The organism is Allomesorhizobium camelthorni (genome assembly GCF_011045125.1).
In the GTDB taxonomy this organism is placed as follows: domain Bacteria; phylum Pseudomonadota; class Alphaproteobacteria; order Rhizobiales; family Rhizobiaceae; genus Allomesorhizobium; species Allomesorhizobium camelthorni.
The window spans coordinates 44,755-71,021 of record NZ_JAAKZF010000027.1 but is presented as its reverse complement, the minus strand read 5'-3'; the positions used below and the strand labels follow the sequence as shown (position 1 = coordinate 71,021).

Here is a 26,267-nt window from a genome sequence, read left to right as displayed (position 1 = left end):
TTTGGCCCGCCGATCCGATCGGCGGTCGAGGCGCTTTGTACGGCGGATATGAGGTGCAGGAGGCGGAACTTGAACGTCGGTCAACAATCTCTCATCCGCGGGTCGGGCCGCATGACCTTGTTTCGTTTGGGGCTGCCTCTGTCTAGGTGGCGAGCATCGAGGCTCATAGTGGTGGACGAGGGCTCCCCGGCATTGTCCCGCCTCCAGCACCGCATATCGCGCCGAGGCTGATGTTTGGGTTTTGCGATCTCCTCTGCTGGCTGTCTGTCAAATAGCGGTCACGCCGCCTTTGGCGCGGATTGAACCGTGCAGGCGATCGACCAGATGAAGCCCACCATCTCGCGTGCGATGGCGGCAACGACGACGTTGGCGTTCTTGCCGCGCGCGCTCAGCCGACGATATCGGGTGCACAGCCGAACTTGCGCTTTCCAGCCGATATCGCGGACGACTTTTGGCAGCGCCTCGATCCGGTCGACCTTGTGCCGGCCGATGCGCGCTCTCATACGGTAAGCCCAGGCGCCTTCGACCAGCGCGCGCCGGGCATGGGCGTTGCCGGTCTTGGTGATGCCGCCGCGCCAGACGGTCTCGCCACTCGATTGCTCGCCAGGGACCAGGCCGAAATAGGCCATGAGCTGGCGTGGGTTGGAGAAGCGTGTGAAGTCGCCGACCTCCGCGACCAGCACCACGGCATTGATCAGCGCGATCCCGCGCATTGCCTGCAAGGCATCAACCACCGGGCGCTGGTTCCATTCCGGGAGCAGGCTGAGTATCTGTTCCTCGACCTGCTGCAGGCGCCGTTCCGCATCCATGACGGCATCGACGTAGTTCTGAAATGCGATCTGCTGAGCGGGATGTTCGAAGGCCAGGGTCGAAAGCCATCGCCGGTAAGCCATTCGCCAAGCGGTACCCCGCTGATGCTTGCGCCCGTGACGCAGCAGAAACCCCTGAAGATGTTGACGCGCGCGCGTCACCACCTGTCGCACGACGCTGCGCAGCCGGATCAGGTCGCGCATGGCTTCGTGGTCGGTATCGGGCACCCACACGGGGGTCAACTCACCGGCCCGATTGAGGCGGGCGAGCATGGTGGCGTCGCGACGGTTTGTCTTCACCCGATCGCCAGGCTTCCTCGGAATCAGCGATGGCGCCACCACGTCGCACCGATGGCCCAGGCTTGTGAGTTGGCGATGAACGCCATAACCGCACGGGCCGGCCTCATAGCAAAACGCCAGCGGCTTGCCGGAACGCCCCAGACGATCGCATAGCTTGGTGATGGCATCAGGGTCGTTGGCAATCTCGCCGAGATATTCCACCGACCCGCCGCGTCCGCTCTCTGCCACCGCGATCGAAATCCGCTCCTTGTGAATATCCAAACCGACAAATCTGATATGTTCCATATGGCCCGTCTCCTATGCATGAGGCTCTGCGCCGGCCAGCCGGCTTAACCCTCGTACCGTCGCATATCGGATGACGGGCCACCCTCAGGCCCAGCAATCATAGGGACTAGGTTGTCGCGCTAGTGCCTGGGACGCGCCATCCCTAACGAAAATGATGTATGCGCCTACCCCGAATTCGCTGCGATGCGCCACGGGACCAGTCGCTAAAATATGCCTGCCGCTTCTCGATAGCAGCGCAGGTTCAACATGGCGGGTCAGCGCAAAGGCTGCCGATATGAATATGATCGAGAACAGTTCGACTCTCAAACCGCTCCGTGTCGTTTACATTGCCGGCTATGGGCGCAGCGGCACGACCCTCCTCGATATAGCCTTGGGACAGCACGCAGCAGTTGCGGGGGCCGGGGAGATCGCCACCCTGTCGCGCCATGTATGGTCCCACAATGAGTATTGTTCCTGCGGGCAGCCGGCCAGCGGCTGCCCGCTGTGGGGCCCGATCGGCCGGCAATGGAGCGAAAGCTTCCCACCCGCATCAAGCATCGTCGACTATAGGCGCGAGCAGGAAAACATCGAGTCGATCTTGAGTTCTCGTCGAATGCTGCGGCGGACGCTCAGCCGGCGATCCTTCAAGTTTTACGCGGACAAGACTTTTCGCCTTTTTGAGGCCATTAAACACCATTCGGGCAAGGAGATTATTGTCGATTCCTCGAAATTGCCCGGCCGCGCCCTTGCTTTGACGAGTATCCCTGGGATCGACCTGTTCGTTATTCATTTGGTGCGGGACGGACGCGGTGTCGCGTGGTCGCTACTGCAAAGTTACAAAAGAGACGTGAAGGCCGGCGTGCAGAAGGAGATCAGGCCTAAATCGGCCTTGCGCACAGCAGCGCGCTGGTGCGTGGTGAATGTCGCCACGGAGGCGCTTCGCTGGAAGCTGGGGCGAGGGCGATACATTAGGGTGAAGTACGAGGATTTGGTGGTCGATCCGGGTCCAACGCTTGAAAGGATTGGCGAAATGATCGATCTCGATCTCGCCGATATCGCCTTGAAGCTGCGAAGCGGGGAGCCTATTCAGCCTACTCATCAAATCGCTGGCAATCGTTTGCGCATGAACAAGTCCATCCGTCTTGTTAGGGACGAGGCTTGGCGAACTCAACTGCCCGCAAGGGAGCGGGTTGCCTTCGATTGGCTTGGAGGCTGGCTCCTTCGAAGATATGGCTACGTGCGGTGAAGCGTAGGCGGCGCCGTACGAAGCGCTTCACTCAATTCCGGCGCCTTGGCTGAAAGCGGGTGACGCGCCGCTCCCGGGAAGCTTCGACTTGTAATAGTCCAGGCAGCGGCGTCCATAATCTTGCCGCTCCATCTCCGCTATGAGCGCTCCGACATCGTAGGAAAGCTCTTTCAGAGAAATACTTCCCAGGTCCAAATCCATCAGCGCATAGCTTGATCGACTTACGTCCTTTCTATTCTGGCCGATGCTGCCGCAGTTGATTATCCTGTGTCCCGAACAGGTGATATCGAACGCGTGGTGTGTATGACCGATCATATAGTTGCGGTCGATCGCTATCGATGTGTCCTGATAAATGCGCTTGCCGCCGATTGTGTGGGTGCAGGTGAACCCGCCGATCTCATACTCGGACGGAAGGCCTCTGATCAGGTCGCTGCGCGTGAAGCTGGCGACGGAATGCCGGTAGAAATCCTGTACGAGCGGGATCTCGTGGCTGATGTCTTCCCAACCCAAAAAAAGCCTCTCATGGTTGCCTTCCAGCACGACTATTTTGGGAAGCGAGAACACCAGTTCGAGGCATTCGTCGTTCCAGGGACCGTAATTGACAATGTCGCCTAGGCACACATAGGCGTCGACCTCGCGCGCGGTGTGGTCCACGAAGGCCTGAAGCGCCGGCAGATTGCCGTGGACATCGCTGAAAATAGCGATCCGCATCAGATCTCCCGCTCCAGATGGGTGCGAAAGGCTGCAAGGCCTGCTTTGAGGGACGTGGGGGAATGGCCCCACATCCTCCGTGTCTTGGCCATGGACAACGGCGGGAAGCTCGCGGGCACCGGCCCCGTGGCCGGCGCCACGTCAATACGGACCGGAAACTCCGAAAACGTTTCCTTCACTGCGTGGGCGAGTTCCAGCACCGAGGTGGCGGTTCCCGATCCGGCATTGTAGATGCCGCCAACACCCGTCTCCAGCGCCGCCGTGAGCAGCCGCGCTACGTCGCCAATATAGACGAAATCGCAGGACGGCACGCCGCCGTCCCGAACGGGAAGTGGCTTGCGCGCCATCGCCTGCGCCATGAAGAATGCGACCACGGAACTCCGCGGCATTCCAGGCCCGTAGCAGGAGCCGACCCGAAACGTGATCGCCTGCAGCCCATGATTGCGCCGCAGGTGCTCTATAAACAGCTCCCCGCTTAGCTTGCTAGCGAGATAGAATGTCGCCCGTTCCGCGGGGTAGAGAGGGGCGTCCTCCGTCACAGCGAAAGACGAGTGGACATAGGCCTGGCCTGAAGAGCAGAAGACCAAGCGCTTTCCCTGATCGGCGCAGAGGCCCCCCAGTCGAAGCGTCGCTAGAGCGTTGACCTCGAAACAGGTGGACGCATAAGCAGGACTCTCATAGTCCGGTGGCAGATAGGCTGCCAGATGGCAAACAGCGTCCACTTCGGACAGGGCTGACAGCATATTGGCGGGATCGGCCATGTTGCCACTGACCATGCGGAGCCTTCCTGGTCCGGCGGGAACCGGAACGGCGTTGCGATGAACCAAGGCCGTTACGTCCCAACCATCGCCGATCAGCAAGGAAATCACGTGGCGCCCAAGCGCCCCTGAACCTCCGGTCACCAGAACCCTGCGTGAGGAGCCTCTGTCAGAGCGCGATGGCGTTTCCACTAATTTCCCCGGTCTGCGTCATAGTGGCGACTCGGGCGTTGTCGATCGCCATTTCCTTCCAATACCGGAATATCGTCAGCTCGCGCGCTTCTGGCCGGGGTTCCTCGCGCCGTAGAAGGTAGTTTGCCACCATCAAAGGTTCGTTGAAGCCCGCTAGTGAACGGCAATAGGTTGTCCCTGAACAGCGCGCGTTGAACTCGAAAATGTAGGGCACGCCGTCGCGCACGCGAAGCTGGGTATTGCAGGCGCCAAACGGCCGCAACGCCTCCATGACCTGCGTAACAAAGGCGGCGAGTGCCGCATCCTTGTGGACGAAGGCCTTATACGTGTCACCGTCGCGCAGAATCCGACGCATGGCGATCACGCCGAAGCAACGTCCATGGAAATTGACGCTTCCGCAAGTGTATTCGTCGCCGACTATTTGCTCCTGTACGATGTAGTTATCGACCGGGAGAGCTGCCGCAAGCCGCTCTAACTCATCCGGGCCGCTGGCGACAAATACGCCTTGAGAACGCGATCCTCCCCGGCGCGGCTTGAGCACGATGGGAGCGTCAATCTGCTCCTTCAACGCATCGCTGAGCAGACGCGTGCGAGGTGAAGGAAAGTGATGCGCTTCGAGAAACTGCGCGGTGGCGAGCTTGTCGTCGCTTATCCGAACCACGTCCGGATCGCTGATCGCGACTTCAACGCCCCTCGATCTGAATCGCTTCGCCTCGGCCGAGAAAACCGGCAGTTCTGGGTCAAGACCAGGGAAAATGAGTTGGGCGCTCTCCTTCGCCGCTATCTCAAGGAGCCTGTCGACGAAGCCTGGTTCCGAAGCGCGCGGAACCTGGTAAGCTTTGTCGACGGCGTAGAGACCTGTCGCAGTCGGCTCTGCATCCGCTCCTATTACGCGGTAGCTGCTGCCTTGCAGGCTCTTCAGGATGCTTTGACCTACCCCGCCGCCGACTCCTGTGACGATGATGGTTTCCATGTGCTGGGTTGATCCCTATTGGAGCGAAACAGACGCGAGCGCTCAGTTCTTACTGGATTGTCTTTACTAGGATTAATGCCATAGGGCCGGATTCGATGGGCATGCTCTTTTGGCGGATTTATCCGGCCGCTCTCGGCTTAGAATGGCCGAAAGGATGTCTCGGAGTGTAGCGGTGGTCCCGAAACGATGTAGCTGCGGGCATCATTTCAATCACGTCCTTGAGCCGGTGACCTATCCGCCCCTGATTTCACCCGATACTGGCAGTCAAGGTACGGCCGGCTGAGCCCTCGGGTCTTGCACGGGACGCATTGCAGTTCCGCAGCGCGCTCGACCTATGGCCGAAAGTAGTACGCAATGGCCCAGCCGCTTCTTTCTGGCGTATGGGCGGAGAATTCATCCCCGTTTAGCTTAGTTCTGCCAGCGTCGAGCCATGGTAGGTTTGCCGCAACATGCTCTGCCAGCGCCGCCTGGAGGGTTCGCAAACAAGTCGGCACAAGGTTGATCTATGACTGTGAGGATGCTCGACGAGGAGACGCCCGCCCCCCGCTATCCGTATCAAGAGCCGCTTGAACGTCAGGACGTGCGTCCCATCGGTCCGCGCGAGCTGCTCAATCTCCTCCGCCGCAGGTTTGTCTCTATTGCAACCGTCCTGGCGGTCGGGACAGGGCTGTCGCTCGTCGCCGCCAACGAGATCCCCCGGGTCTATACCGCGCGGTCGATGATCGTGCTCGAGCCTGATGACCCCAACCTCCTTGGCGATACTCCCCAACAACAAGTCGATCAGACGATCCAGTCTAAAATCGACACCGAGGCGGATTTGATGACCTCGCGCAACTTCGCCGGTCGTGTCGTCGACAGCCTCAATCTTATTGCCGAGCCGGATTTCAACACCTTCCTGCAGGGTCCGGGAATGGGCCTCGGCGAAGAACAGGGTCAGTCCGGCGGGCCTTTGCTTTCCTACTTTCGCACCGTAAAGAGCTTGTTCTCCACCACGGAAGCGGCCGATCCCGCTCTGCCCCCAAGCGCCATTCAGCGCGACCGGGCGATCTCGTCGTATTTGTCAAGGCTCTCCCACACACAGAACGGCGAAAGTCTGGCCATGACAGTCGCGTTGACGGACGACACGCCTCAAATGGCGGCCACTCTCGCCAACGCCACCACTCGCATCTTTATCGAATGGTCTCGCGACTTGAAGCGGGAGCGCACGAGGGACGCCGTCGAATTTCTGAGGCAGCAAGCCGGGGAATTGGCCTCACGCATAGCGAAGCTCGAGGGTGAGATCGCCGAATATGGACGTACCAACAAGGTTTCCAGCGACCCGCGTGATGATCTGCTGCGTGCCGCTATGCAGCAGGCCAACGAGCAATTGAGCCTGGCACGGGGGGACTTCACCCAAGCCCAGGCCCGCCTGGAGCAGGTCAAGCGGGTTGCGGTTAATGGAACGCTCGGTGTGACGCCCGGAGAACTTGCCGGTACTGAACCGCTTCTTTCGTCCGACTTCCTGACGAGCCTGCGCAACGATGAGGCGGTCGCACTTCGAGACCGGGCGCAGCTTGCCCGCAATTACGGGGCCAACCACCCCTTGATCAAGGAGGCGGACGCCAAGATCAAGAGCGTCCGGACTCTGCTTTCAGAGGAAATGGGTCGGATCATCGCCAATCTCGAAAATGATGTTCGCGTCGCAAGGGGGCGTGTGGAGCAGTTCGAGCAGGATCTGGCGGCATCCGAGAAGGATCTGCGGCAAAGAAGCCTTGCAGAGATACGGCTGCGTGAACTCAACCGGGATCTTCTTACAGAACAAAAGCTCTACGACGTCGTGGCCGCTCGCCTCGGTAAGCTGGACCCTTACGCGGAAGTGGCTGAACCGGGATCCCGCGTCGTCTCTTATGCGGCGGTGCCCGAGGAGCCCTCTTTTCCTAGGGTACATGTGATAGCGATGGGCGGTTTCATGGGCTCGCTCGTGCTCGCGCTGATCATCGCTTTTGTGCTTGAAAGTCTCGATACCCGCGTGCGCGAGCCCAGGCGGGTCTCCCAACTGCTGGGACTTCCTTTACTCGCTTCCATTCCTGCTCTGCCACGCGGGTTCTTGCGGGGCCGGCCGCAAGCCGTCCATCAGCTTTTGCGATATCCCCGTTCAACGTTCGCCGAAGCGTTCCGCGCCCTTTACAGCGCCTGCCGGCGTTTCAGCGGCGGAAGCCGGAAGCAGGCGATTCTCGTTGGCTCCGCACTTCCGAAGGAAGGAAAAACAACAACGGCGATCGGACTCGCCGTCGCTGCGGCTTTGGATGGCGCGAGAACGGCGCTGGTCGACCTCGACCTTCGCGCTGGGCGCGTGCAAGCTGCGTTGCAGTTGCGCGGAGCGGGGAGGACCTTGGACGAGTACCTCCAAGGAGATTGCAGCATTCACGACATTCTGGAGTCCGCGCCACAAGTGCCGCGACTGGACGTGCTTGCGACCTCGATGGATCGCACGGATGTGGATCGAGTCCTCAATACCGATGAACTCGAAAGGCTCATAAACGCGCTGAAGCTCAAGTATGATGTGGTGATCGTCAATGCGCCGCCTGTTTTGGTGGTCGAAGACGCGGTTCGCATAGCGGGCTTGGTCGATGGGGTCGTTCTTGTCGCCGCATTGAACCGCACCAAGGAGGGAGCGCTGCAACATGCGGCCGAGCGGCTCCACTTGGCCGGCGCCCCGCTCATTGGCGTGACGCTCAGTGAAGTTGATCTGTCGTTTCAAGAGAATCCTGCGTACGCCGGGTCGCAATCGAACCCGCGACTAGCCTCCCCAAAATGGGGTTGGCTGTTTGGCGGGGCCGCCCATAATCTAGCCGCCTCGGCGCAGACGATGCGGGAGCAGCGAGAAGGCGCCGTTCCTAAGGTTGAAGTCATCGCGCGCATCGACGCGGAGGCTCCTGCCAACCGGTAAGACGCTTCTGCTTCTTACTTAAACGCGGATTGAAGGCCCAACGCGCCGAGCAGGGTCTGGTTCACAAGGTGGACGTCGAACCGTTCCTCTGCCAGCTTTCTGGACCTCGCGCCCATCCGTACCGCGAGCGTTTCATCTTCAAGGAAGGCGCGCATGGCCTTGGCGAGGGCCTCGACGTTTCGCGGAGCGACGCGAAAGCCGTTCTCCCCGTCGATTACCGTTTCACGGCATCCCGGCGCGTCGGTTGTGACGATCGGTCGGCCAGCGGCCATAGCTTCCAGCGCGCTCCGCGGTATCCCCTCGCGGTAATAGGAGGGAAGAACAAATACCGTGGATGCCTCAAGAAATGGGGCGACGTTCCTCGTTTCGCCGAGATACTCCACGACGCCTTCCTCCACCCATGCGTCCAATTCGGCCTTTGTGATGACCAGGGGACTGGGATCGAAGGGGCCAAGGATCTGGAAACGCGCACCTGGAAAGTCTTGCTTGAGAAGGTAGCGGGCGCGGACCAAACCGACCTGCGAAAGGCGCGTGAGCCATGACGTCGCTCTTTAACAAACCGTACGGCTGCCCCCTGCTGCAGCAGCCGCGTTGTCATCTGAACAGGCACATTGCCGGACCGAGCCGCAGCTATCACTAACCTTGATTTGGTCCCCTTCCACTGCGCGCGCCACGAGACTGGCAACAAAGGACGCACCATCTCGGCTGAAGTGGGCATCAGCACCATACATCCGGGCAGGGTCTTCCCGACGGTGTAGAGCTTGGGTCAAGTCGATAACTTTGATGTCTTCTTTGGCCGCGGCGTCGAGCACCAGCGTCCGGAGATGGTCCAGGGAGTAGTCGACCGGAAAGGTTCCGACGAAACGGTCGGCCTTTGGCACATACAGAACGGCGAAGTTTCCATTCCAGCCTGCTACGATCGACTTCGCTCGCTGCAGTATTGTCCGGAACTCCGGGATTTCTTTCGGAAGCTTTGAGTACGTCAAGCCGAGTGCTGATCCCGTCTGCTGCAGAGCGAAGAAGTTGCGTAGCGTTGCCCGCTTTGTGAACAGATCGGCTATGCTGACAGGTTTGCTGTTGATCTTTTCCATAGCCACTCTTGCTTGCTCCATGGTGGCCATCGCGCTTGATTGCGAACCGAAATCGGCGTTCGGATCCAGCGCAGATCGCAACCATGAATCAGTCAGTCCCTTTTCAAGGTTCTCCCAGTCGTTCCCCTCGAAGAATGCCAGAATGACATTCTTCGGTTGGAGTAGAGGGCCAAACCGTCCCAGTGAGGCGAGTTCCTGAAGTGGCCCGTTGCCACGTACTCCCAGGGCCGCAGTCGCCACGCCAATGCGACGCATCTGCGAAGCGATATCCTCGCCCTCGGCAAGGCAGAACCCCTCGACAAAGGAATCGCCGAGCAGCATAACCTCAAGAGGAGTGTCGTACGCCGTGTCGGGGTTGTTGAAGCCGTAGCGGTCCGCCTTGTAGGAAATGACATCGTCGCCCGGCGTGCACAGGATCACCCGCGAAAACGGAAAACCTGAAAGCATCGCCTCCCGAAGTTGGCTCACGCCAGCAAGGCGGTTCAAGCCGCGAATTGTGAACCCCCGAACCAAGCTGGGGTCATCCACAAACAGGGTCTGCTGCGCCGGGCTCAGTTTGCCGAGCATCCCCATCCAGACGGGGATTTGACGCCAGGTGAGATAGGATTCGAATAGGAAGAGCGCGAACAGGGCGCTCATGCCATAGATACCAAAGGGGAGTGACAGGCGAAATCCCATCATTCCGATCGCGATGAACAGCGTCCCGATTAGTCCGGGGACAATCACATAACGGGTAAACTGGGGGTTCGCTGAAGCAAATTCCGAATAATGAAATAGAGCGTAGATTACGCCAAGCAGGAAATAGAGCCCGACAGCCGAGCAAAGAACAAGTCCGACAATCGCAGGTCTCCTAGATTTCCAATCCTGCACATCCCCCTCCTTTAGTGTCCTATAAACCCATGCTGAATCATGAAGACTAGTTCCGGATTTGTGCAAGGTCGTCCTGCACCCACAGAGCCTTATGCTCAAGTTTTCCGTCTGGCCTCACAGAGAGGCGCCGCTGCATCGGGTGAAGTTCCTGGCGCGTACGTTGGCGTACGCCGTGTGACCCCGAACATGGGATGGAGTTATCAATCGAGTGCGAAGCGATCCTTGTAGTCTCTTGCCAGTTCCGGATTTTGCTGCTCCTTACGTAGAATACAGTTCCCCACCACTAGACTCTCTATTTCGGTTCCCATGAAACAGCGGAACGCGTCTTCCGGCGTGCAAACGATCGGCTCACCCCTGACGTTGAAACTCGTATTAACGAGGACAGGGCTGCCGGTGCGCTGCTTGAACGCCGACAGCAGTGCCCAGTATCGAGGATTGGTGTCGCGATGCACCGTTTGGATGCGCGCTGAATAGTCCACATGCGTCACTGCAGGTATCTCGGACCGTGGAACGTTGAGTTTCTCAATGCCGAACAGGCGCTCCTCTTCCGGCGTCATCTTGCGTCGTCGGCGTTCGGCGACGTCGGCCACTAGGAGCATGTATGGGCTGTCCGCATCCAGGTCGAACCAGTCCGAGACCTCCTCGCGCAACACAGAAGGTGCGAAGGGCCGGAAACTCTCCCGATACTTGACCTTCAAATTCAGCGTCTTCTGCATTGAAGGCGATCGCGGATCGCCCAGGATGGACCGAGCACCGAGCGCCCGGGGCCCAAATTCCATCCGTCCCTGCATCCAGCCAACCGCCCTTCCTTGCGCCAATAGGTCGGCCGTCGCAGGGACTACCCCGTCGTCGCCGACGACATCGTAGCGCGCGCCTGCTGCGTCAAGGCGGATCTGTATCGCTTCGTCGCTGAAGGCTGGACCGAGATAGGCGCCTTGCATGTGATCCATGCAGCCGTTGATCTCAGGGCGAGGCTGCCCTGCGTGCTGATGCCAACAAGCAAGAGCTGCCCCAAGGGCGCCGCCCGCGTCCCCAGAAGCTGGCTGGATCCAGATATCGTCAAATATCTGCTCCTTACGTATCTTCCCGTTCGCGACGCAGTTCAGCGCGACGCCGCCAGCCATGCAGAGCCGCCGCTCGCCGGTGCTTTTCCGCGCAAAACGGGCAAGGCGCATAACCGCCTCTTCCGTCACGGCCTGAATAGAAGCGGCCAAATCCATTTCGCGCTGGGTCAGGGGCGATTCCGGCCGCCTTGGGGGAGCACCGAACAACTCATGAAACTTCTCCGACGTCATCGTCAGCCCGGTGCAATAATTAAAGTATTGTTGGTCGAGCCAAAACGATCCGTCATCTCGGATGTCAATCAAGTTCTCCATGATCGTTTTGACAAACCGGGGATTCCCGTAGGGTGCCAGCCCCATCAGCTTGTATTCGCCTGAGTTCACTTTGAACCCAGTGTAGTAAGTGAAAGCCGAATAAAGGAGGCCGAGCGAATGGGGGAAATGAATCTCTCGCTGGATTTCGAGCGTCCGGCCGACGCCATGGCCGATGGAGGTCGTGCACCATTCACCGACCCCGTCCAAAGTAAGAACCGCAGCATTTTCAAACGGCGAAGGGAAGAAGGCACTTGCAGCGTGAGACTGATGGTGTTCGGCAAACAGCAGCGACCCGTTCCAGTCAGTTGCACCCGCTTGCTTACGCAGTTCCCTTCGCAACAAGGCTTTTTGGAATAGCTTCTCCTTCGTCCAGACGGGTATTGCGGTTCGAAACGAGCGAAACCCGCGTGGGACCGTTGCCAGATACGTTTCAAGAAGGCGTTCAAACTTCAGAAAGGGCTTGTCGTAGAAAACGACGTGCTCGATATCGCCCAAGTCGCAGCCACCCTCCTCCAGGCAATAAGCGATGGCGTGCCGGGGAAAGCCCGCATCGTGCTTGACTCGGGTGAACCGTTCTTCCTGCGCGGCAGCTACGGGCTTACCGCCCTCCACCAAAGCAGCGGCGCTATCGTGGTAATATGCCGAGATGCCCAGGATGCGCATGGCCGGGCTCGGTCAGAATACAGTGTAGACAAACGGAGCGACGGCCGTACCTTGCGTCAGGGTGAGCAGTCCGCCGAACAATCCTATGACAATTACTATCGGAATAAGCCAGTATTTCTTTCTGGCGCGAACAAACGACCAAAGTTCCACCACCAAGTCCATCGTAGCCTCCTAGAATTGGTTCAGCATGCCTCGCGCCGGATCGTTCGTCGCTTCCCGCTCGATCCAGTAGCTCTCCGCATCGCTCCTCTTCCGCCGTAGCGGATCATGATGCTTTAGGCGCATGAGAATACCCACCGGAACGAAGGCGAAGACGTATACGAGAAGGAGAATGATCGGGCTCATGACCCGACCCATAAGTACCCCGAGCATCATCCATGCGCGGTTTGCCTTGGACAGGGACCCTGGCAATAGGATGCCGAGGAGGAGAAGCGCGCCGCCTATCGCCAACATGATGTCCGCCAATAGGTCGAAATTGCCTCGGGCCACACATCGAACAACACCTAGCATGAGAAGGATTCCGCCAACTGTAAGTCCGAAGCTCCGATTGGACGGACCTTCCGCCGATGTGTGCGTGACAGGCGATCCCAAGAAATCTGTGCTCACCTCTGTGCCTCCGGACTGGATGCGCCGGCATCCTGTTTTCTCGAGTTTTTCCCATGGTGAAGCGAACACTCTGCGAACGTCCTCAGCGAGATCGCCGGCGACCCGACCGGTAGAAGCCGAGAGGCGCAAGCCGAGGGCCCCATCAACCCGTCATCCGTTCCAAACTGCCAGGAAAAAGGAAGCGGCGGCTCAAATCCAACCTCAAGTGCAATTCTTCTGAACTGAATCGTATCGCCGAAAGCAGAATCGGCGCGGCAGATGATGCGCGCCAGCATCGAGTGGTTTGCAGTATCGATGTACCGGATGCCAGGAATGCTGAGGGGAAACAGCGGAACAATCCTGTCCATCACTATGTTTACGATCGCTGCGGTGACGTCAGTGAGTGCCAAGGCGATGACGCCGCCTTGGCTGGCGCGGTAAATATTTCGCAGCAGACTCTCCGGAAGCACACAGTTCGGGCCAGGGATGATTTCTACGACTGCCTTTAGCCGTCGGGGCCAGTCCAGATCTATCGCATCCGTGAGATGACCCATCGAGTATCTTGGGTCGGGCCTGAGAAGTTCCCTACGCGCCGAATGTGCAGATGCCATCTTTCAACCTCTGAGTTCGGGCACGAAACCGCCGAACTTGATCGCGTTGCCTCGACGAATTCGTGGAGGAGGATTTCCAGGACATGGCCTAGACGGTGAAGCACAGGACACTGACCTCCCCCGATCCCAACGTATCGATACCAACTGTGTACTGTACCAAGGCACTTCGCTCTCGCCGCCTACCGAATTCATCAGGCTTCCTTCCCAAATCAGTACCAACAGATGGCCGAAAGGGTGGGCGCACGGCGGAACTATACTCATTTGGGCGTTTTAGCCGTTTGGCCGTGGTGGTGGGATTTGCGTGGCCGCAGATTCTTGCCGCGGGTTTCGGGGGTCAGCCGTCAAGGTTTTCACCCATTCTCGGGATTAAGGCCTAACGCGCCGAGCAGGGTCTGGTTCACAAGGTGGACGTCGAACCGTTCCTCTGCCAGCTTTCTGGACCTCGCGCCCATCGGTGCCGCAAGCGCTTCATCTTCAAGGAAGGCGCGCATGGCCTTGGCGAGCGCCTCGACGTTTCGCGGAGCGACGCGAAAGCCGTTCTCCCCGTCGATTACCGTTTCACGGCATCCCGGCGCGTCGGTTGTGACGATCGGTCGGCCAGCGGCCATAGCTTCCAGCGCGCTCCGCGGTATCCCCTCGCGGTAATAGGAGGGAAGAACAAATACCGTGGATGCCTCAAGAAATGGGGCGACGTTCCTCGTTTCGCCGAGATACTCCACGACGCCTTCCTCCACCCATGCGTCCAATTCGGCCTTTGTGATGACCAGGGGACTGGGATCGAAGGGGCCAAGGATCTGGAAACGCGCGTGCGGGAACTCCCGCTTAAGGAGGCGAGCGGCGGCGGCGAATTCCGCAATACCCTTCTCCCGAAGCAGCCTTGCTACCAGGAGGAATACCGGCGGCCCCGGCCGCGGTTCGCTTGAGGCGAAGCGCTTGAGATCGACGCCGGAACCCGGGAGCATGATCAGCGGCGTTTGCGGGCTCACCATCGCATGGCGTCGGATCTCGGCGGCGTCCGCGTCGTTGTACGCGAATGCGGCCGCCGTCCCGACCAGAGATGCCCGATAGAGCTTGATGCTGAGCCGACGGATCACCGTCACACGAAAGCCTTGAAGACCTTCACCGAATAGGAAGCCGAAGCCGGTGAACAGGGCGAAACGCTGACGAATGCCCGCCAGGCGAGCCGCCAAGCCACCGTAGATGATTGGCTTCATGGTGTATGCGAGCACGATATCGGGAGCCAAACGCCGCATCCGTCTGTAGAGCGCTACAAAAGTCCGAAGATCGGCCAGCGGATTGGTTCCGGTGCGCGCCATCGGAATCTTCTCGAAGCGGACGCCAATGCGCTCGAGCGTTGCGATCGCACCCCGATCGTCGTCAGGTGCGAGCGCCGTCACCTCATGGCCAGCCAGTACCATTGCTTTCAATAGATCGAGGCGAAAGCATACGAGCGACCATGTCAGGCTGGCGACTATGACGATGCGCTTCTGTCCGGATGCCCGAGCTTCATGCGGCTGGCGTCGACATGCAGGACGTTCCATTGCAGCGATGGTCATGAAGCCATCCGGTTAGGCAAAGGCGAAGGGAGTTGGGCGAGGGCCCTCTCGTAGAGATCGAGGTGCCGCCGCACATATAGCGATAGCGAGAAATTCTCGATGATGCGCTGACGAGCTCGATCGCCCAGCGCACGGCGTTGGTCAGCGTCCATTTCGGCGAGTTTGACCAAGCCTGCGGCCAAAGCTTCGTGGTCGTTGGGTGGAGCGACCACGCCGGTCGAGCCGACCAGCCAAGGCGAATCCCCCACAGCAGTGACGACTGCGGGCACCCCGGCCGCCATTGCTTCTCCCACCGCAAGCGAAAAGGCCTCGCCCCAAGCCGAAGACAGAACGAATACATCAAGGCCTGGAAGGATTTCGGGGAGGTCGCTGCGCACGCCGAGCGTAGTAATTCGGGCATCGATGCCGAACTCGCGTGCGGCGGCCCGCACCGGACCGTCCACATGTCCCTCGCCAATGAACACGCCTTGGATGTCATGACCTTTCGCGATGGCGCGGCTGATGGCGCGAACCAAATTCACCTGGTCCTTCATGGGATGAAAACGCCCGACATGGCCGACAACCAGCCGCGCGGAGGGGAGCCCCAAGAGCTTGCGCAGCTTGACGCCCGCCTCGGCCGACGGCCGGTACTCGCTACAGTCCGTTCCGTTCGGAATGACCACGCGTCGTCCTGGATCAAATCCCAGCTTCTCGTGGTCGTCGGCCGCCACCTGCGAACAATAAGAAATGGCGCTGGTGCGGCTCGATAGCCGCGCCGACAAGTGGATCAGGCGCCTTGACAGGGGGTTTTCGTCCGTCAGCCTGGAGATCGTGTGATGGATGCTCCAAATTACCGGACGAAAACGCGCGCTCAATACGGAGCCGAGCATCGCCGCCACATTGCCGTGATACATCCATCCGTGCAGGAGATCCGGCGTGGCCCGACTAACGGAATGGACCAGCCGGATGAGGTCGAGCGGCTTGGGCCGGTTCGTCATCCCGATCGAGATCACTTTTGAGTTAGACCGCTCGATTCTCGCGCCCAGTGGACCGGGCGGGAGGAGCGAGAGCACTGTCGATGGAAACCTGTCACGGTCGACCTCGCCGATAAAGCGCGCCAGCATCACCTCGGCGCCACCGACATTGAGACCAGTGATCGTATGAAGAACGCTTGCAGGCATGGATGCACTTTCCGCTGCCCTGCGAGGCTCGCGCTGCGCGGGACCGAAGGCCGAATTCAATCAAAGCGGACCATAGGAGCGTTCCTGACCGATTAAACCTGTACGAACGGCGATTGGGCGGCGACGTCAGCCGTAGGCGCCTCGACCGAAAGTGTAACTCTTTCGCATTCGCGAGACGCTTTACCCTTTCCGGCGAGGTTCTCTTCGGCTGGATGTGATGACATTTGCGTGGCCCCTTTCAAGGATTGACATACGAGGCACGTTCGAACGGCGTTCTCGTTGTTTTGCAGTTGTAGCCGCTATTTTGCTTGGCATGGGAGCGCAGTACCCGGCCTGGTGCGCCGCGGCCGGCGATTACAGTCTCTCGATCGGCGACGTCGTATCCTTCGATTTTATCGACGACACGCTGCCGGCCGTGGAACTCGCAATCTCGAACGAGGGCGAACTCAGCGTGCCCTTGATCGGAGGGCTCAAGGTCGCCGGCCTGACGGTGCCGGAAGCACTCCAGGCCATGCGTGCGGAATTTATCGAGCGCAAGATTTTCATTGACCCGCAAGTCTCGCTTTCGGTGGTCAGCTTTCGCCCGATCTTTGTTCTGGGTGACGTGAAGGCGCCTGGATCATTTCCCTATCAGCCCCTTCTCACGGTTGAGCAGGCGGTGGCCCTTGCGGGCGGCCAATCGGCGGGAGGCGCTACCGGTGAGGACCGTGTCATAACTACCGCGCGGCTGCGCGGTAATCTCGACGAAATCGAAGTGGACATCGCAAGGGAAGCTGTCGGAGCGGCCCGCCTTGTGGCCCAGTTGGCAGGCCGCGCCGAGATTTCCCCTGGCGACATGCCTCCGAAAGCGCGCGACCTCACGAGCACACAGTTGATTGAAACCCTTCTGGTGAACGAGCGGCAGATACTCGGCGCGGAGCAGCGCTCCTTTGAAACACGGCGCGACCAACTCACTGACGCGGTTGCCGAGGTAAAGGGGGCGCTCGCCAACCTCGAGCAACTCGCCCAAAAACAAAAGCAGGTGATCGTTTCCGCCCACAGCGAGCGCGAGCGGGCGAAGGAGCTCAACAAGCGCGGCTTTAAGACACTCACCGATCTCTCGAACGTCGAGCGCGACGTCACTGCCCAGGAAGCGCAACTGCTAGGAATATACAACCAGATGTCCACAACCCGCCGCGAACTTGCGGATCTCCAGCGCCAACTGTTGGATCTGACCGACAACCGAACCCGCACGGCGCTTACAGCGCTTCAAGACCACACCGCTGAGATCGAAAGGCTTCTGGTCTCCCGGCGATCCACTGAAGAGCAGATACTGCTGCTCAGCAGCCTTGCCACCGAGGAAGCGCGTAAAACGAACACAGTCCAGTTTGCCTACCAGATCCGCCGGAAGATGGACGGCCGAGTTCAGACGCAATCCGCAACACTGGACGACGCCGTTCTGTCCGGTGACACTGTACTCGTCTATATCGACCAGCCGGGAACCGGCACGGGTGCGTCGCTCTCCAAAGCCGCGCTCCAGCAGGTGCCATAATGCTGCTCGCGAACGGCTCCGAGGCAATTGCTGAAGGTAAAGCGCGGCAGCCGACAGCCTCTGCCATGCTGCGCCGGCTGACTGCGGCGGCGGTTTTGGTGGCCATACTTCCGATCTTGGCGATCACGGCAGTCCTCGTCTGGGCCTGCCTGGGACGTCCTTTGATGTTCCGCCAGACACGCTGCGGACTCGATGCGAAGCCCTTCACGGTTTGCAAGTTCCGCACCATGCATGACAGGCGCGACGCCCAGAATGAATTACTTCCGGATGCAGATCGTCAGACGCCGGTAACGCGTGTCATACGACTCCTGCGTCTCGATGAACTGCCGCAGTTGCTTGCGGTTGCAAAGGGCGACATGGCTTTCGTGGGGCCTCGGCCGCTGCTTCCCGCAACGATCGCGGGGTTTGGCGAACTGGGTCGAATTCGGTGCACGGTTCTCCCAGGCCTGTCCGGATGGGCCCAAGTGAACGGCAATACCTGCCTCACCGACAAGGAGAAACTCGCACTCGACCTTTGGTATATCGGGAACCGCTCCTTTGCGCTGGACTGCCGCATCCTGGCCATGACTGTCCTTGTGATCCTCAAGGGCGAACACACGAACGATGGCAATCTCGCGCGGGCCCGGACCGCTATGCACCACTTCAAGGCGGGCGCTGCCGAGGAACGGCCATGACGACGGGCATGCTTGGCCGCTGGCTGGTGATCGCACCGCATCCCGACGACGAGGTGCTTGGCTGCGGCGGCACTATTGCCCGCGTCGCCGGCGAAGGCGGTGAGGTTCATGTGGCCGTCGTGACGCGCGGGCAACCGCCTGCCTTCGACGAAGAATTGATAGCCAGGGTGCGGAGCGAGGCAAGCGCCGCCCACCGCCATCTGGCGGTGCGGGAAAGTCACTGGCTCGACTTGCCGGCGGCGCAGTTGTTCGAGACGCCTCACTCGAAGCTGAACCACGCGCTCGGCAACCTGGTGCGCGAGCTCCGTCCCGACACTTTGCTCATTCCGTTCGTCGGCGACGTGCACATGGACCATCAACTGATCTTCATGTCCTCGCTGGTGGCCGCGCGTCCGCACCAGTCCACTTATCCTCGAAGAATTCTCGCCTACGAGACCGTTTCCGAGACGAACTGGAACGCTCCTCACGTGACCGCGAGCTTCGTGCCGAACGTTTTCATTGACATCGAGAAAACCCTTCAGCGCAAGCTTGAGGCCGCAGCCATGTTCGGGTCGCAGATGCGCTCGTTTCCCCACGAGCGCTCCCTGGAAACGCTGCGCGCCCTGGCGATCGTGAGAGGGACTGCCGTGCATCGCGCGGCCGCGGAAGCTTTTGTCCTCATTCGGGACGTGATGTGAATTCAACCAGGAGTGTTCTGCCATGAAGCGCTGGCCAATCTACGACGAGGAGCAGATCGACGAAGTAGTCGCAGTGCTACGGTCGAGCCGGGTGAATGCCTGGACAGGCGAACATGTTGGGCGGTTCGAGGAGGCGTACGCCAAATATCTCGGCAGGCGCCACGCGGTGGCGCTGGCTAACGGCACCGTCGCCTTGGACCTTGCCATGCGCGTACTGGGCATCGGCGCCGGCGACGAGGTAATCGTAACGCCCCGAAGCTTCGTCGCTTCGGCTGCCTGCGTGCCATTCGCGGGCGCCACACCTGTTTTCGCCGATGTCGACCCCATCTCCGGCAACCTGTCGGCCGAGACCATCGCGCCCAAGATCACATCGCGGACGAAGGCAGTCATCGTTGTGCATGTGGCAGGCTGGCCATGCGACATGGGGCCGATTATGGAACTCGCGCAGCGCACCGGCATCAAGGTTGTTGAAGACTGCGCGCAGGCCCATGGCGCCGAATATTACGGTCGTCCGGTCGGCTCCTTGGGGGACATCGCGGCGTTCTCATTCTGCCAGGACAAGATCATCACAACAGGCGGCGAGGGTGGCCTGGTCGCCATGGACGATGACGCGATGTGGGCGAAGGCCTGGAGCATAAAGGACCACGGCAAGTGCTATGACACAGTGAAGCGCCCCAACCCGGCGCCGGGTTTCCGCTGGGTGCACGAAAGCGTAGGCACCAACTGGCGGATGATGTCGATTCAGGCGGTGTTGGGCCTCCGACAATTGGAGCGGCTTCACGAGTGGCGCGCCCAGCGCACCCGCAACGCCGAAATCTGGAGGCGCACGCTGGTCGATATTCCCATGTTATTTACGCCCCAACTCGATCCGGCGCATACTCATGGCTGGTATAGGTTCTATACCTACATCCGTCCTGGAACGTTCCCGGTTGGCCTTGGCATGGCCCGCGACGCGCTCATAGCCAAGATCAGCAACGCAGGCGTCCCCTGCTTCTCAGGAAGTTGCTCCGAGATCTATTTGGAACGCGCCTTCACCGATGCCGGTTTCGCGCCGGCAGAGCGCCTGCCGACGGCGCGGCTCCTGGGCGAAACCAGTCTGGCGTTTCTCACTGATCCGTCGTGGAGCGAGGAGGAGACGGCGGACGCTGCGGCCGTAGCACGGGGCATAATTCTGGGTTCCGCGCGGGAGCTTCAAAGACGTCCGTCTTCGCGCGTGCGTATCCGGGCACGACAAATCGCGGGGCGGGAACCGAAGACAGATGCGGCAACGATTATCCTGAATGCAGGGAAGATCGGTCCGCAGCCGCAAGCACGTGGTGCCCCAGCCTCAACATTGGCGCAGGCGAACGGACACCACAGGGGATCGGGAGGGAGATTGTCGCGCGCGGAACCGGCAAAGTAATGCACGATCCGCATAAGCTCTCCATCGCAGGGCCAGGAGCCCGCCCAGGCTTGGTCCCATCGAGGCTGAATCAGGGGGCGGGCGACGGCAGGCGTCCGCCAGGAGAAGGAGGAGATGGACAGGGTAGGTGGCCCGGGCCGCGCTATCGACCATTGAGGTTTTCGCCGTCCAGGCGTGTCAGCGAGCTAAGTTTCGAGCGCTTCCTGCTCTATGCGGCTGTTTTCTTTTCTCCTTTTCTCGATCTGACGGCCGAAGCCGTTTTCTTCACCCTGAGCGATGCGCTTTTTTGCGCGGCCTTGGTCGTTCTGCTGCTGCGGCGACGCTTGCCTTCCGCACCGCTCGGCGTCTTGACGTGGCCTTGGATCGCATCATTCGTCTTGATAGTCGGAGGGCTTCACATAAGCAGCATGGTGGAAGGCGATATGTGGCGCGGCGTGATCCTGCTGTTGCAATATTCCTTCTGCTTCATCGCGCTTCCTTATCTCCTGCTGGGCAGGAAGGAAAAGGAAGCATACAGACTGCTGTTTGTGTTTCTCGCCGGCGTCATCGCACTGGATGTACACGGCATTCTCACCTTCTATCTCGTCGGATATACGCCCGACTCGCCTGTCGTATCGGGAAACGGACGCCTGGAAACGTTGAGCGGAAGCTCGAACGCTGCGGCATGCCTAAACGCCATGATGATCGTCGTCGTGCTTTGGCTGCGGCTGAGCGGTAAACTTTCGTTCAAAATGAGCGCCGTGCTCTTTTCCATTATGCTCACCACAATCGTGCTGACCAGTTCCAATGGCGGGATTATCGCGATGTCGGCCGGCATCCTGGCGTTTCTCGCATGCTCTCTCAGTCTCCGTCAGACGGTGAAGATCGTGCCGATCTTGGCCATTCCGGGCGTGTTTTTGATGGCCGGCGGCTCGGACTACCTTCCATCGGCGTTCCAGGAACGGGTGCTGAATGCCCTCGCGTCCGGCAATGTGTCCGAAGCGGGCACCTTCAAGTCGCGCAGCGCGTTGATGCAGGAAGCCTTGGAAGCGATTAATACCGACCAGATTTCCCTGATCGGTATCGGTGCGGATCAGTTTCGGCTCAGGAGCGTGCAAGAAACGCCCGTCCACAACTCGTTCCTTCTCCTCTGGGTGGAGGGCGGAATGGTGTCGCTGCTGGGTTGGCTGTTGTTTTGCTCTACGGGATTCATTTTGTGGTACGTCGCTCGAGCGCAAGGCGTTATGGTTTATGGCAGAGCGGCGGTCCTGGCCAGCTTCGTCGTGTTCATCGTCGTGGCGAATGTGAGTGCGCACATCTATGCGCGATACTGGTACACGGCGCTGCTGCTGATCATGCAGCCGACAGTGATCGGATTGTCACTGCATTTCCTGAAGAGTGAGCGGTTTGCGCAAAGCTTTCGCCGGCGCCATACGCGTTCGAGCCGGAGGCTGGTTTGGCATTGGTAAGTGCGGCCAACGAAGCAGCCGCATCAATCCTTGAGATGCATCTCCGCGTCCATCAGACGGGCGATATCTGGCACAAACAAAGCGCCCTCGTGGCGGAGGACGACCCCCGTATGCTGAAGGTGACTAAGTTCGCGCGAAACGGCTTCGCGCCGAGTGCCTATGCGGTTGGCCAACTCCTCATGGGTCGGCACGGGAAAGATAACCGCTGATCCGTCGGAATTCGTGCTGTCGCGGCAAAGGCGCGCCAGTTCGTTGTGAATGCGCGCCCTCACGTTGAGGGTCGTGAGTTCCTCGATGTGCTCGATCAAGATGTGCTGGCGTTCGATCATTGTCTTGAGAAGCGCCTGCACAACGTCGGGATCCCGCTGCATAAAATCCTGAAAGGTGCGGACGCCCATACAGGCGAGCGTCGACCGCTTGGTCGCATCGATCGAGTATGGGTGCGGCGTGTCCATCATGAGGGCCGTATAGCCGATTAACGCGCCAGGCAACGCGGCGGGAAGCGACAGGATCTTGCCGAACCGGGTGTACAAGGAATAGCGGAGTTCGCCGTGAAGGAGGAAATAGACCTTTTCAGGAAACTCACCGGCGTCGATCAGCACCGCACCATTTTCGAGATCCAGCCATCGACACCGGCGGTCCATCTCGGCAACCGTCGCGGCGCGTACGTTCCGAAAGAAACTCACATTGGCGAGCGTGCGATTTGCGAAAGATCTATCGGGAGCGGCGCTGATGAGACCTTCGTGTCGCTCCCCCCCACTTTCAATAGGTTCTGTTCTCACGGTTGAACCCCAACAAATCAACCTTTGCTAGCAAGGCAAAAGGAATGCGCCCCTTTTTCTCCTATAGGTTTATTCGACGTCACGTTTTCCCGCGTGTTAGTCGGAGGCGTTTTGCCTCTCCGGCGTCCATAGTAGCTTCATTGGCTCTTGTTGACTATAAGATCCTGCTGCATCTTATTGTTGAAAATAAACGCCAGCTCTGTCCGGTTTTTGGCCTTCAGCTTCTTCATGACGTTCCTTATGTGCACCTTAACCGTGCTCTCGCACATGTTGAGCTCGTACGCGATCATTTTGTTGGCCTTGCCTCGCCGTACTGCCTCGAGCACCGCCATCTGGCGTGAGGTGAAGGCGTCCTCGGCTTGCGGCTGCTGTTTCGGAGCCTGGGACATCTCCTTGATCAGGCGACCGGACCATACAAGAAGACTCGGAGGAATATAAACGCCGCCTGCGGCAACGAGTTGGATGGCCTTGACCGCCACGGCCAAGCGGTCGCTTGTCGGGATATAGCCGCGCATGCCATGCTCGATCGCCTTCAGAACATCATCCAAATCGTCGATGTCCGACACGACGATCACGTCGGCGGAGGGATCGGCAGATTTGAGGCGCGTTATTTGCGACAGCAGAACGTCGGCCCGCGACTTCGACCAAATCATGCACAGCAGAACGACGCGCACGTCCGATTTCTGTTCGGCAGGGGCCGCTTCAAAGGCTTCCACATCTACAAAGTACTTTAAGTTTAGCCTGGGCTCGACCGCGGCCAGGCTCCTGCCGAAGCAGTCACAAAGGAGCGGCCGGTCGTCGATGATTGCAACCTCCAGCGGCTGGTCGTTTGGGGACGGGGACGCCTGCCTGTCCAAAGAGATGCTGGTAGAGACGGGAATCGGCCCATCGGGCAACTCCGTAGCTTCGAGATTCGCAGCGGATACCAGTCGTGGCTGGGCAATTGTCGTCATTGGCGATGAATTCATCTGACACACTCCTTCGCAATCATCGGCGGCGGTGCTGGGGTGAATCCAGGCTAGCCGTAGATGCTCGTCTTCCCAATTTTAGAGCTGATACTTGGTCGGATGTTTGTGGCCTTACGGACGCACCCGTGGCCACCTTCATTCTCCCCCTAATTTGCAATTTTCGATCCCATTATTAGGACTAACTTTAGCTTAACAAGATAAGTTGGATGTGACAAAACGCACATAACATCGCAGATGCGCCTACAGGTGCTTGCGGATTCTTACTTTCAACCCAAAAGCATAAGTCGGAATCGTGCGAAAGTAGTATCCGTTGCGAGGCGATCTTAAACTTAGGAATGAGGTGGCGAGTGGTGGCGACGGGAAGGACGATGGGCGCTCGCCCGAGCAGGTCAAATTGTATGAGCGTCGGGCGACGTTATCATTAAGCGCCTCTGATGGCGTATAATAGCAATGGACCTCGCGAAGAAAGCCCTGGGGCGCATGCGGCCGTCGCCGGCCTGAATGATAGCCGCAATTTCCCGGCCGACGGCTCGATGGCATCAAGATGAGCAAGGTCTTCACTGTCTACTTCGTACAGTTCGCGAATAACCTGCCTTTGCAGCTCGAATTAACAGCCACACCGTTGCCCGGCGATGACCGTAGGATAGGGCACGTCCCACAGTATCGGCGGAACCCAGCCGCACAAGGTCCCGCTTCACGGACCAGAAATGCTTACTTCAGTGTTCCAGACACGAATACTTCTGCCAGGGGCGTGTAGCGCCCTGTGACGCTATCCGGTTCCGGGAGGTGGGTCAAAGTCGATAGCCTTCACCCCTGGGACCTGTCTGCTGGGATTTGGGCGGCGCGCAGCGCCAATGCACTCGGCTGTTGGGGAATGCGGCGCAACTGGACTTGCTGGACGACAGGAGAACAGTGTGAAGGAATACCCATCAATCAACGCGGTCTCAATCGTCATCGAGAACATCGTGAAAATGAGCGATCCAGAGTGGCGGGAGTACCATATGAAGATATTGTACGACGGAAAGCAGGCTCTTTTGGCTGTTTCAGTAAAAACAGGTCATGAGGCGATGGAGCCGGGAATTCCACTGTGCCGGGAGGAACTTGCCCAGGTGGCGCAAGCTCTTGCCACGGTCGCCGGGTCCAAAGCCGGAATACTATGGCAGCAATAGCTCAATACGGCGGGGGTGGCCAAACGCCGCCCAGAGAACAATCCGGGGAGACCATTTTATACCCCCTTTGTACCAGGAAAACAGCCGATCGGTGGATAACAATCGCACCGCTTCAGTGCTTTGATGCTTGGCGCTGTAAAATAGTTCCGAAGGGTTGTTTTCTTCGGAATAGGGCTGGAAATAATGCCGGTCATTCCGTTCAAGGCTTTGCTGTTTTTCGCCGGCGGCTGCACTGCCGCCGCGGCGACAGCCTATGTGTCAGACGTGCTTGGGCCCTATCTCGCGGGTCCTCCGGCGACATTGGCGTCATTGCCGGAGCCTTCTGCACCCAGCGCCGATACGAAGACCATCAGACTGCCGGGGCAGGAAGCCCCTCCCACGACGCACCCCGGAAGCGACCCGGCTGCGGTCCCGGAAATACCGTTGCCGTCGTTCGACCTGATCCGTGTCGAGGGCGACGGTTCGATCATAATCGCCGGCAGGGCCGCGCCGAATGCCAGGGTTGAGGTCGGCACCGGGGCGCACGTCATCGGCAGCACGGTTGCCGGACCCGAGGGAGATTTCGCCATCATTGTCGATCAACCGCTAAAGCCCGGCGGATATCAGCTCAAGCTTCGCTCGACCACGCCTGACAATGTGGTGGCCATCTCACTTGAAACCGCCGTCATTTCCATTCCGGAGAAGCCGGATGGGCAGGTGCTGGCGCTGGTCGAAAAACCGGGCGAGCCGAGCAAATTGATCACTGTACCGGCAGCATTGTCGAGCACGCCGGCGGTAGCGCCCGTCGGGCAGCTCAAAAACGCTGATGCGCCCGCCTCGTCGGAACCGGCGTCCACGGCACCGACCGGCGAACCCAAGGTCGCATTGGACGCGGTGGAGATTGAGGGGCGCAACATCTTTTTGGCAGGCACCGCCGATCCTGGCCGGAAAGTCCGAGCCTACGCCAACGATATCCTGCTCGGCGAAACCGAAGTTTTGCCAGGAGGAAGCTTCCTGATAGAGGCCGAGCGTGATTTGCCGGTGGGCGAATACATGATCCGGGTCGACCTCCTGAATGACCCGGACGGCGCCGAGGTGGTGGCTCGGGCAGTTGTTCCGTTCGCGCGCGAGCCGGGCGAGGCCATTGCTAGCGTTGTCCCGGCCGCCGCGTCCGAAACGCCCGGCGGGAAACTTCAGGATGCCGAGAGCGCCGTCATCATACGGCGTGGAGACACGCTGTGGCGGATTTCCCGCCGCGTTTATGGACATGGCGTGCGCTATTCGACCATCTATCTCGCCAACCAAACGCAGATCAGGGATCCTAACCGCATCTGGCCCGGACAGGTTTTTAGAGTTCCCCAAAGGACGCCTGAGGGCGAGTCTGCCAATATGGAGGCGGTAGCCAAACAGGGGACAGCCACATTGTCCGCGCAATGAGCCTAAATCGGGTCCGCTACCAGCGAGCGAAAGTGCTGGTGAAGTTTCTGATAACGCCAGCCGCCGGCGCACTGAGGAAAGCCACCTTACTTCAGGAAATTATCAT

Annotated in this window: 22 protein-coding genes and 1 pseudogene; 9 read left to right on the top strand and 14 right to left on the bottom strand. The window is 59.5% G+C overall.

Features of this window, described 5'->3' with window-relative positions:
• Positions 1 to 278: 278 nt before the first annotated feature.
• Positions 279 to 1,394: an IS110 family RNA-guided transposase gene (locus tag G6N73_RS18730; protein ID WP_165030273.1), complete on the bottom strand. Its 1,116-nt coding sequence runs from the start codon at positions 1,392 to 1,394 to the stop codon at positions 279 to 281.
• Positions 1,395 to 1,668: 274 nt separating this feature from the next.
• On the opposite strand from G6N73_RS18730, the gene G6N73_RS18725 reads away from it, so the two are divergent.
• The gene (locus G6N73_RS18725; RefSeq protein ID WP_246252222.1) at positions 1,669 to 2,619 is read left to right on the top strand and encodes a sulfotransferase family protein; all 951 of its coding nucleotides are present in this window, start codon (positions 1,669 to 1,671) and stop codon (positions 2,617 to 2,619) included.
• Between the two features lie 27 nt (positions 2,620 to 2,646).
• Here the strand turns inward: G6N73_RS18725 and G6N73_RS18720 are convergent, their stop codons facing one another.
• Genes G6N73_RS18720 through G6N73_RS18710 form a run of 3 tightly spaced genes read right to left on the bottom strand, consistent with a single transcriptional unit; the run spans position 2,647 to position 5,253 of the window.
• Positions 2,647 to 3,330, bottom strand: coding sequence for a metallophosphoesterase family protein (locus G6N73_RS18720; RefSeq protein WP_165030271.1), 684 nt, complete (start codon positions 3,328 to 3,330; stop codon positions 2,647 to 2,649).
• Entirely contained in the window at positions 3,330 to 4,232 is a 903-nt protein-coding gene (locus tag G6N73_RS18715; RefSeq protein WP_165030269.1) for an NAD-dependent epimerase/dehydratase family protein, read from the bottom strand. Before G6N73_RS18715 ends, G6N73_RS18720 begins: the two co-directional genes overlap by 1 nt.
• Positions 4,233 to 4,257: 25 nt before the next feature.
• On the bottom strand, positions 4,258 to 5,253 hold the full coding sequence (locus G6N73_RS18710) for an ATP-grasp domain-containing protein (RefSeq protein WP_165030267.1): 996 nt from the start codon (positions 5,251 to 5,253) through the stop codon (positions 4,258 to 4,260).
• A gap of 517 nt (positions 5,254 to 5,770) precedes the next feature.
• On the opposite strand from G6N73_RS18710, the gene G6N73_RS18705 reads away from it, so the two are divergent.
• Positions 5,771 to 8,182: a GumC family protein gene (locus tag G6N73_RS18705; protein WP_165030265.1), complete on the top strand. Its 2,412-nt coding sequence runs from the start codon at positions 5,771 to 5,773 to the stop codon at positions 8,180 to 8,182.
• 14 nt (positions 8,183 to 8,196) lie between these two features.
• Here the strand turns inward: G6N73_RS18705 and G6N73_RS18700 are convergent, their stop codons facing one another.
• The 8 genes from G6N73_RS18700 to G6N73_RS18665 all read right to left on the bottom strand — a co-directional run bounded on the left by G6N73_RS18700 (position 8,197) and on the right by G6N73_RS18665 (position 16,094).
• A complete protein-coding gene (locus G6N73_RS18700; RefSeq protein WP_165030263.1) occupies positions 8,197 to 8,694 on the bottom strand; it encodes a glycosyltransferase in 498 nt (165 codons plus the stop codon).
• Between the two features lie 39 nt (positions 8,695 to 8,733).
• A complete protein-coding gene (locus G6N73_RS18695; RefSeq protein WP_343044668.1) occupies positions 8,734 to 10,143 on the bottom strand; it encodes an SGNH/GDSL hydrolase family protein in 1,410 nt (469 codons plus the stop codon).
• A gap of 200 nt (positions 10,144 to 10,343) precedes the next feature.
• Positions 10,344 to 12,182: a carbamoyltransferase family protein gene (locus tag G6N73_RS18690; RefSeq protein WP_165030261.1), complete on the bottom strand. Its 1,839-nt coding sequence runs from the start codon at positions 12,180 to 12,182 to the stop codon at positions 10,344 to 10,346.
• A 12-nt stretch (positions 12,183 to 12,194) separates the two neighbouring features.
• Positions 12,195 to 12,344, bottom strand: a complete 150-nt coding sequence (locus tag G6N73_RS18685) for a DUF5989 family protein (protein ID WP_165030259.1) — start codon at positions 12,342 to 12,344, stop codon at positions 12,195 to 12,197.
• A 9-nt stretch (positions 12,345 to 12,353) separates the two neighbouring features.
• Entirely contained in the window at positions 12,354 to 12,788 is a 435-nt protein-coding gene (locus tag G6N73_RS18680; RefSeq protein ID WP_343044667.1) for an SxtJ family membrane protein, read from the bottom strand.
• Positions 12,785 to 13,321, bottom strand: coding sequence for a hypothetical protein (locus G6N73_RS18675; protein ID WP_165030255.1), 537 nt, complete (start codon positions 13,319 to 13,321; stop codon positions 12,785 to 12,787). Before G6N73_RS18675 ends, G6N73_RS18680 begins: the two co-directional genes overlap by 4 nt.
• A gap of 407 nt (positions 13,322 to 13,728) precedes the next feature.
• Entirely contained in the window at positions 13,729 to 14,934 is a 1,206-nt protein-coding gene (locus G6N73_RS18670; RefSeq protein WP_246252220.1) for a glycosyltransferase family 4 protein, read from the bottom strand.
• Positions 14,931 to 16,094: a glycosyltransferase gene (locus tag G6N73_RS18665; protein ID WP_281352902.1), complete on the bottom strand. Its 1,164-nt coding sequence runs from the start codon at positions 16,092 to 16,094 to the stop codon at positions 14,931 to 14,933. Before G6N73_RS18665 ends, G6N73_RS18670 begins: the two co-directional genes overlap by 4 nt.
• A gap of 313 nt (positions 16,095 to 16,407) precedes the next feature.
• Between G6N73_RS18665 and G6N73_RS18660 the strand changes: the two genes are divergently transcribed.
• From G6N73_RS18660 to G6N73_RS18640, 5 genes and pseudogenes are all read left to right on the top strand, one after another.
• Complete coding sequence (locus G6N73_RS18660) at positions 16,408 to 17,625, top strand: polysaccharide biosynthesis/export family protein (RefSeq protein WP_165030251.1); 1,218 nt, start codon at positions 16,408 to 16,410, stop codon at positions 17,623 to 17,625.
• Entirely contained in the window at positions 17,625 to 18,299 is a 675-nt protein-coding gene (locus G6N73_RS18655; protein ID WP_165030249.1) for a sugar transferase, read from the top strand. The genes G6N73_RS18660 and G6N73_RS18655 overlap by 1 nt, the downstream gene beginning before the upstream one ends.
• Positions 18,296 to 18,976, top strand: coding sequence for a PIG-L deacetylase family protein (locus tag G6N73_RS18650; RefSeq protein ID WP_206078940.1), 681 nt, complete (start codon positions 18,296 to 18,298; stop codon positions 18,974 to 18,976). Before G6N73_RS18655 ends, G6N73_RS18650 begins: the two co-directional genes overlap by 4 nt.
• A gap of 22 nt (positions 18,977 to 18,998) precedes the next feature.
• Positions 18,999 to 20,144 (top strand): annotated as a pseudogene (locus tag G6N73_RS18645) (DegT/DnrJ/EryC1/StrS family aminotransferase); the annotation flags it as partial.
• Between the two features lie 386 nt (positions 20,145 to 20,530).
• Entirely contained in the window at positions 20,531 to 21,826 is a 1,296-nt protein-coding gene (locus tag G6N73_RS18640; protein WP_165030245.1) for an O-antigen ligase family protein, read from the top strand.
• A gap of 23 nt (positions 21,827 to 21,849) precedes the next feature.
• Here the strand turns inward: G6N73_RS18640 and G6N73_RS18635 are convergent, their stop codons facing one another.
• Together G6N73_RS18635 and G6N73_RS18630 are read right to left on the bottom strand one after the other, a co-directional pair.
• Positions 21,850 to 22,470 (bottom strand): Crp/Fnr family transcriptional regulator, encoded by a 621-nt coding sequence (locus G6N73_RS18635; protein ID WP_281352901.1) that lies wholly within the window; start codon positions 22,468 to 22,470, stop codon positions 21,850 to 21,852.
• Positions 22,471 to 22,745: 275 nt separating this feature from the next.
• Positions 22,746 to 23,576, bottom strand: coding sequence for a LuxR C-terminal-related transcriptional regulator (locus G6N73_RS18630; RefSeq protein WP_246252218.1), 831 nt, complete (start codon positions 23,574 to 23,576; stop codon positions 22,746 to 22,748).
• Positions 23,577 to 24,490: 914 nt separating this feature from the next.
• Here G6N73_RS18630 and G6N73_RS18625 point away from each other — a divergent pair.
• Together G6N73_RS18625 and G6N73_RS18620 are read left to right on the top strand one after the other, a co-directional pair.
• Positions 24,491 to 24,745 (top strand): hypothetical protein, encoded by a 255-nt coding sequence (locus tag G6N73_RS18625; protein ID WP_165030241.1) that lies wholly within the window; start codon positions 24,491 to 24,493, stop codon positions 24,743 to 24,745.
• 183 nt (positions 24,746 to 24,928) lie between these two features.
• Entirely contained in the window at positions 24,929 to 26,161 is a 1,233-nt protein-coding gene (locus tag G6N73_RS18620; RefSeq protein WP_165030239.1) for a LysM peptidoglycan-binding domain-containing protein, read from the top strand.
• Positions 26,162 to 26,267: the final 106 nt, after the last annotated feature.

Coding starts and splice junctions, on each gene's coding strand:
- G6N73_RS18690 (WP_165030261.1), bottom strand. CDS start 12,182: ATGCGCATCCTGGGCATCTCGGCATATTACCACGATAGCGCCGCTGCT.
- G6N73_RS18720 (WP_165030271.1), bottom strand. CDS start 3,330: ATGCGGATCGCTATTTTCAGCGATGTCCACGGCAATCTGCCGGCGCTT.
- G6N73_RS18650 (WP_206078940.1), top strand. CDS start 18,296: ATGACGACGGGCATGCTTGGCCGCTGGCTGGTGATCGCACCGCATCCC.
- G6N73_RS18730 (WP_165030273.1), bottom strand. CDS start 1,394: ATGGAACATATCAGATTTGTCGGTTTGGATATTCACAAGGAGCGGATT.
- G6N73_RS18670 (WP_246252220.1), bottom strand. CDS start 14,934: ATGACCATCGCTGCAATGGAACGTCCTGCATGTCGACGCCAGCCGCAT.
- G6N73_RS18725 (WP_246252222.1), top strand. CDS start 1,669: ATGAATATGATCGAGAACAGTTCGACTCTCAAACCGCTCCGTGTCGTT.
- G6N73_RS18665 (WP_281352902.1), bottom strand. CDS start 16,094: ATGCCTGCAAGCGTTCTTCATACGATCACTGGTCTCAATGTCGGTGGC.
- G6N73_RS18710 (WP_165030267.1), bottom strand. CDS start 5,253: ATGGAAACCATCATCGTCACAGGAGTCGGCGGCGGGGTAGGTCAAAGC.
- G6N73_RS18630 (WP_246252218.1), bottom strand. CDS start 23,576: ATGAATTCATCGCCAATGACGACAATTGCCCAGCCACGACTGGTATCC.
- G6N73_RS18660 (WP_165030251.1), top strand. CDS start 16,408: ATGGGAGCGCAGTACCCGGCCTGGTGCGCCGCGGCCGGCGATTACAGT.
- G6N73_RS18620 (WP_165030239.1), top strand. CDS start 24,929: ATGCCGGTCATTCCGTTCAAGGCTTTGCTGTTTTTCGCCGGCGGCTGC.
- G6N73_RS18635 (WP_281352901.1), bottom strand. CDS start 22,470: ATGGACCGCCGGTGTCGATGGCTGGATCTCGAAAATGGTGCGGTGCTG.
- G6N73_RS18675 (WP_165030255.1), bottom strand. CDS start 13,321: ATGGGTCATCTCACGGATGCGATAGATCTGGACTGGCCCCGACGGCTA.
- G6N73_RS18685 (WP_165030259.1), bottom strand. CDS start 12,344: ATGGACTTGGTGGTGGAACTTTGGTCGTTTGTTCGCGCCAGAAAGAAA.
- G6N73_RS18705 (WP_165030265.1), top strand. CDS start 5,771: ATGCTCGACGAGGAGACGCCCGCCCCCCGCTATCCGTATCAAGAGCCG.
- G6N73_RS18655 (WP_165030249.1), top strand. CDS start 17,625: ATGCTGCTCGCGAACGGCTCCGAGGCAATTGCTGAAGGTAAAGCGCGG.